This is a genomic window from Bradyrhizobium sp. Ai1a-2 (assembly GCF_000426245.1).
GTDB lineage: Bacteria > Pseudomonadota > Alphaproteobacteria > Rhizobiales > Xanthobacteraceae > Bradyrhizobium.
The window spans coordinates 65,255-71,254 of sequence record NZ_AUEZ01000050.1 but is presented as its reverse complement, the minus strand read 5'-3'; the positions used below and the strand labels follow the sequence as shown (position 1 = coordinate 71,254).

Below are 6,000 nucleotides of genomic sequence, written 5' to 3'. Positions count from 1 at the left end.
CTGACGCGCTACACCGGGGACGGCAGCATGCCGATCGACAACAATCTTCTGGAGCGCGACATCAGGGTTTTTGCAACTGGCAGGAAGAGTTGGTTGTTCAGCGATACCGTGGACGGAGCCAAGGCCAGTGCCGTCGTCTACAGCCTGATGCTGACCTGCCGCGCCTCACGTGTCGAGCCGTTAGCGTGGTTGCGCCACGTCCTCACCGAATTGCCTCAGCGCGCCGGCGACGCCGATATTACCGACCTGCTGCCCTTCAACTTCCACAAAGCCGCCACTGCCTGAACGGACCGGTATCGCCCCGATACTAGGGCAATCCATCAAAACCGCCGGCGTCAACGTGCGGGGAAAATCGCGCTTACCAAGAATCTTCATGGATCGATCTATCAACACAGTGGCTTTTGCAGTTTTCGCGCCGCGCGCCGCTCGCATTTCGGGTGAAGTTGGCATTCATCACCTTGGTGTTCTAGAGGTTGCGGAAGATGCCACGCCTTACTGTTTTATGGTACTTCTCAATTGAAGGATGGTTGTATCCTGCGCCCCTTTGGGTTCAGAATAAAATCCCGACCAGCTTCCCGGAAGCACTTCCACCGACAGAGCCAAGTTGGCCGCCTCTAACATCCTGGAGACGGCGGCTTTCGTGTACGCGACGGCCCCCATGGGCTTTGCCAAGTCGTTGACGTAGCAATCCTGCTCAACCTGATGCTCGAAGCGGAGATGGAAAGGCGTAAGATCGACGGTTCTGGCTTTGGCTAAGATTTCTTGATCGACGATGAACCAGGTAGCAAGTATAAGGCCCGTCGGCTTGAGCACACGCGCGAACTCACGGAGATAGTGCGTGATGTCTACCTCAGCCATATGCGTAAAGACGGACCACAGAAATATGCGGTCGATTGAACCATCCGCCGTCGGAAGCGTCATCTCCGTCGTAGTGCGTTTCCCGGCTGGATTGTGCAGTTGATCCTTGATGTCGAAATAAACAAACCTGAAATTTGGATGTTTGGTTGAAATGTGCTGTTGGCACCATTTGATGGAGTCACGCACAATATCTATGCCGAGGTAGCTGCCGTTCGGCCCGATGATATTTGTGAGCGGAATTGCATCGCGTCCGATCCCGCAGCCCATCTCCAGAACATAGTGATCTTTTGCGATTGGAGTGTGCTCCGCGAGGGACCGCATGTGCCAGTCGCTTATCGCATCGAACGTCTCAGGACCGCTGCCCGTCAGGTTCATCAAGCGAGTCGGAATGTCGTAGCCGGAATGGTGCGTAGACCTCTCTCTCCGCCGAAAGAAAAGCCAGCGAGCGGCATCTTTGATCGCCATCATAGCTCTCCCTCAACGCGAAACAAAAAGCCAACCATTGATCGCATCAAAATGCAATACTCGCTCAAGTATAATTGAACGGGGCATGATCGGCCCCATCTCCGACATTATTCTTCTGGCACCCGCCAAGCGCAGGTCTTCATGGACGCACCCAGGCGAGCACCGTCGAGGCCGACAGCATCGATTCCCGGGTGAGCTTGGCATTCTTGTCCTGCGTTGCAGCGTTCGCCGACGCGAGGGCGTTGAGGTCCGCCATGGGGTTGCTCGGCGTCAGCAGTGGGTGGTAGTAGGCGCCTCATTTCTGGGGCACCTCCGCGGTAGACCTCTTTAGGGGAAATTCGAACTCGATGTCAGATCACCACGCCAAGCCGGAGTCGGTCCTCAAGGCGTGTGTTTCGCCTGCCGGTCGGGCCGTAAAGTTGTCGGTGATGGCCGCCACGATAGGCGCGCTTTATATGCGATGCCCGGACCGGTTTGTACGCCCCCAATTCTGGGCCGAAGATGGGCCCGTTCTCTTTACCCAGGCAATCACGGGTGGGTTGGCGTCGCTGCTCGAGCCGATTTCCGGCGCGCTCTACACGGCAGAACGAATAGGCGCGCTGTTCGCCGCCACGTTTTTCTCGATTGCGGCAGCACCGGCAGTCTACGAAGTGGTTGCGACGGCGATGCTGTTGACGGTTGTGCTCTATGCCCTCTCGACCAGGTTACCATTCGACGTCCTGACACGCGTCCTGCTTGCGATCACCATCAGCTTTGCACCGGTCAAGAACGAGACCTTCCTTAATCTGATCAACGCACATTGGGCGTTTTGCGGTCTCGGTCTGATCCTTCTTGCGATGTCACGTCCTCCGCGCACGCCTCTGCAGGCTGCCACGGACTACATTCTGTGCGCTCTGATGGGCCTGACCGGACCTTTCACGCTGATCTATTCTCCGCTCTTCGCCGCAAAGCTCTATTTCAATCGAAGCCGTCACGCGCTCATTTTGCTGCTAATCGCGCTCGCGACCGCCGCAATCCAATTGGCGTATCTTCCGTCGCGCGAATACCAGATCCCGGCCGGGTCGTGGGACACCTCGCCAGCTACGTTCTTTTCGGTCCTGGTGTACCGATTTATCTGGATGATCATCGGCTACGACATATTGCCGTACACATTGCTTCCCCTGGTAGTCGGATTCCTGATCACCATGGTGATTGTCGCCTTTTGCGCCGTCGTCACCGTCGTCCTCATCCGGCGCCATGAATTTGAGAGATCCGTACCCATTCTGGCTTGTGCTCTGGTCTTGGCTGCGACGTTCGCCCAATACCGCGAAATGCCGGAGACACTGATCGGCGCGGCCAGGTACTTTTACATCCCGATCGTCACGCTGCTGTGGTTCGTTATACTGATCCGAAAGGCCGTCCCGTTCGTGGCCTATCCGATTTTGGCGAGCAGTTTCCTTGTCTTTCTGAGGCATCCAGCTTGGCCTGAATACACCCTACAGGACCTGCACTGGCGACAGGCCTCGGCTTGCTTACTGCAGGATCCGTCCTGCGTCGTCGAGATCAACCCGGTCCAGTTCAAGTTCAACGTTTCCCTGCCTCACCCAGAACGTTTGCAATCGGCCTCCAAGGAACTAGCCGACATGCATGCAAGATCCGCCAGGTAAAGCGCTTCTAGAGCAAGCCCGCGCCTTCGCTGAGGATATGGGTCGAATGCTCCCTTGCTCTCGCACAGCGGTTGTTGGAACATTGCAAGGAAGGAATCGGGGCCGGTTAACAGAAAAGCAGTCAACAGAATTGAGGCGAACGGTGACCAGGAAAATTCTGATTATGGGACTCCCGGGCGCAGGCAAGACAACTCTCGCCGGCGTTTTGGCTCCTCTGCTTAACGCAGTTGTTTTCAATGCGGATGCGGTCCGCGCCAATCTGTCAAAGGACCTCGGCTTTCATCACGAAGATCGCGTCGAACATGCGCGCCGCATGGGCTGGATGTGTGACCGCGTCGCCGAGGCGGGTGGTACCGTCATCGCGGACTTCATTTGCCCGACCCCAGCGACACGCGTGGCGTTTGGCGACGCTTTCGTCATATGGGTGGATCGTATCAAAGAAGGAAGGTTCGAGGATACGAACCGGATGTTCAGCCCTCCCGACAAAGTCGATTTGCATGTAACGGCCGATGGTACGCCTCAATACTGGGCCGAAATGGCACTGGCACAACTGAGACCGGCATTCGATCCACAAAGGCGCACGGCGCTATTTATCGGACGCTATCAGCCTTTTCATCTTGGGCACCAACGTTTGATCGAAGAAGGATTGAGGCGGGTTGGGCAGGTCTGCATCGCAGTGCGCGACACTCACGGGACCGATGCCAAGAATCCCCTACCCTTCTTTGCCGTCAAACAACGGATCGAAGCAGCCCTCGCGCCATATACGGGACGGTTTGTGGTGACTGCATTGCCGAACATCACAGATGTCTTCTACGGCCGCGATGTTGGATACAACGTGGAACGCATTATACTTGATGAAGTAACCGAAGGAATCTCTGGCACCAGGATGCGTGCGCTTGCCGCCAATCCAGATGCTAGATGATCATCGCCAAGCCTAAACATAGCTCGCCCGAATGTGCACTCGCCGTTTTAGTTGCGGACAAATGCGCGGACCGCTTCGGTCAGCCGCCGGAGGGGGCGTGTAACTTTCCAAGAGCGGCTTGCGTATACGCCATCAAGCGCCGCCCGTGTGCTATCGAGCGCTGCCCGCGTGCCGTCGAGCACTACTTTGGCATCGTCACGCGCTGCCTGCGTGTTGGCGAGGTTTGTTTGGGTGGCCTCGAGCTTTGCCTCGACTTCACGCAGACGCTCCAATTCGCACTGCTGATCCTGAACGGTGCGGTTAAGACTCGCTTCGGCAGCGCCGCAGGCGCTCCAACTCGCGCCGAATCGCAAGCTGGTCTAGAACAGATTGGTCTTCGTAGGCGACGGTCGGTAACGGCAACGCGCTATAGGTTGCCTCCGGCTTTTCTTGCGCCGAAGTCCCGTGGCGAACCCGAATCTTCTTGGGATCAGCAGAACGTTGATGTGCCGCCAATCCCTGTTGTTCCGAAATCTCGGCGGGTAGCCACGGCCGCAACTTGCTAAACAGGTAAGCGCCATCCTCCGCGAGACGGGGGAAGTCCAAAAACAGAATCGGAATATCCGCCCGGACCAACTTTTCGATCAGGGTATGAAAGCCAACCGCCAGAAGTCGCGCCTGGTCCAACGGGTTTAGCGAAAACAGTAAGCCGCCAGGGGTAAGCGCCCAGTGTTCCCAAGTTTTATTGAACTGAGTCATCCAAGGCGCATTTTGATGAACCGCGCGGAGTTCGACGACTGCGCGGCTGGTTGCTGCATCGACCAGATTTCGGACTGGAACAATGACGAGATCGATTCGAACAGCATTGCTCTCGATCAGCTCGCCAATGTGCTGGTAGAGCCAGGGGGATTTAACGACATAAGGCAGATCCGCAAAGGTCGTTGGGATCGCCAGGTCTTCAAGGCCGGCGTTCGCGGCTTCATCCCAAAATGCGTGTTCGCCATTGCGGGAAAGGTTCGTCTCGAGCCCTAGCTCGGTAAGGTACTGCACAAGAAAGCTTGTTCCTGCGCGTCCCGTGCCTGCAATGAAGATATGCCCGCGGTCGTGATGGCCGGGTCCTATGCCCTCTGCTGGAATTGATTGCGCGGACTCGGGCACCCGCTTTGCGTGATCCATCGCCGCTCGTCCTTAAAAGCCTTCTCAGATCGGCGGACAAGCAAGTCGATGGCGTCAAAAGGCTGATCGAGACTTACAAGCCGCGAATCCGTGCCGTCCCCGGATGCGCGGTAGTCGACCATAGATTGTGGTCGATATGAACTAAATGTTTGTTCACGTTGACCCTAACCCCTGACAGCGACGGCAGATTTCCAAGAAAGATGGCAGGAACCCAGTGGGCCGGCCGGCCAGCATGAACCAGCCATGCGATCTGGCGTAACATGGCCGTAGCAGCGCCCCTGACCGGAGATCAGTCGGTCTCTTGCGCCACGGCCTCGCGAGGCATTCGGAAAACGACAAAATGGGAGACGGAAAAATTCACGCCGAACGCGGCGACGATCGACGCCAGTTTAGCGACAGGAACGTTCATGTAGGGCGAGAGCACAACCAGGACAGTTGTTGCGACGACAAGTCCGAATATTCCTGAGGCAGCGAAACTCAAGTATCGTCCCAGACTGTACACTCCCCCTGTTTCTCGCCCAAACGTGATTCTTGTGTTCATCACGTAAGAGCCTGAAACCGCTACCAGCCAGGCGATCACATTCGATAGAATCAGCGGTAGGTGGGCAAGCTGAAACGCGACCGTGAACGTGGTTACGTCCACAGCGACGTTCACCACTCCAATGGACGCAAAGCTGAAAAGCTTCGCCAGCACCGTCCGGCGGTACCAAGCGTCAGCCATATTGGTGAGAAGACGTTCCACTGCCCGAAATGCCTCAAAATCTCCCACTAGCGAGATACCAAGTGGGCACCGGGTTGGCCACACGGCGCGAAGCAAGAATTTGGCCAGTGTTGCCTCTCAGCAACGTTACCCCTCCTCCATGGAAACCCGGTGCAGGTTGCCGCGCGGTAGGGCTGACGAGCTGTTTATAAAGCGTGAACGCAATCCTCTGGTCACGCCCAATCCCCGGTCAC

6 protein-coding genes are annotated in these 6,000 nt (G+C 56.8%); 3 read left to right on the top strand and 3 right to left on the bottom strand.

Annotated elements, in window-relative coordinates; all coding sequences use genetic code 11:
• Positions 1–285 (top strand): transposase (locus tag K288_RS0127670; RefSeq protein WP_027582481.1); only part of this gene is annotated, 285 nt, incomplete at its 5' end.
• 207 nt (positions 286–492) lie between these two features.
• On the opposite strand, the gene K288_RS49745 is transcribed toward K288_RS0127670, so the two are convergent.
• Positions 493–1,323, bottom strand: coding sequence for a class I SAM-dependent methyltransferase (locus K288_RS49745; protein WP_160169011.1), 831 nt, complete (start codon positions 1,321–1,323; stop codon positions 493–495).
• Between the two features lie 347 nt (positions 1,324–1,670).
• Between K288_RS49745 and K288_RS0127655 the strand changes: the two genes are divergently transcribed.
• Complete coding sequence (locus tag K288_RS0127655) at positions 1,671–2,969, top strand: hypothetical protein (RefSeq protein ID WP_043160848.1); 1,299 nt, start codon at positions 1,671–1,673, stop codon at positions 2,967–2,969.
• A 142-nt stretch (positions 2,970–3,111) separates the two neighbouring features.
• Positions 3,112–3,891 carry an adenylyl-sulfate kinase gene (locus K288_RS0127650; protein WP_244443275.1) on the top strand — a complete coding sequence of 260 codons (780 nt, stop codon included), beginning with the start codon at positions 3,112–3,114 and terminating at the stop codon, positions 3,889–3,891.
• Between the two features lie 300 nt (positions 3,892–4,191).
• On the opposite strand, the gene K288_RS52680 is transcribed toward K288_RS0127650, so the two are convergent.
• Both K288_RS52680 and K288_RS46740 read right to left on the bottom strand, forming a co-directional pair.
• Positions 4,192–5,046 carry a hypothetical protein gene (locus tag K288_RS52680; protein ID WP_152535703.1) on the bottom strand — a complete coding sequence of 285 codons (855 nt, stop codon included), beginning with the start codon at positions 5,044–5,046 and terminating at the stop codon, positions 4,192–4,194.
• Positions 5,047–5,335: 289 nt separating this feature from the next.
• Positions 5,336–5,788: a GtrA family protein gene (locus K288_RS46740; protein WP_051334761.1), complete on the bottom strand. Its 453-nt coding sequence runs from the start codon at positions 5,786–5,788 to the stop codon at positions 5,336–5,338.
• Positions 5,789–6,000: the final 212 nt, after the last annotated feature.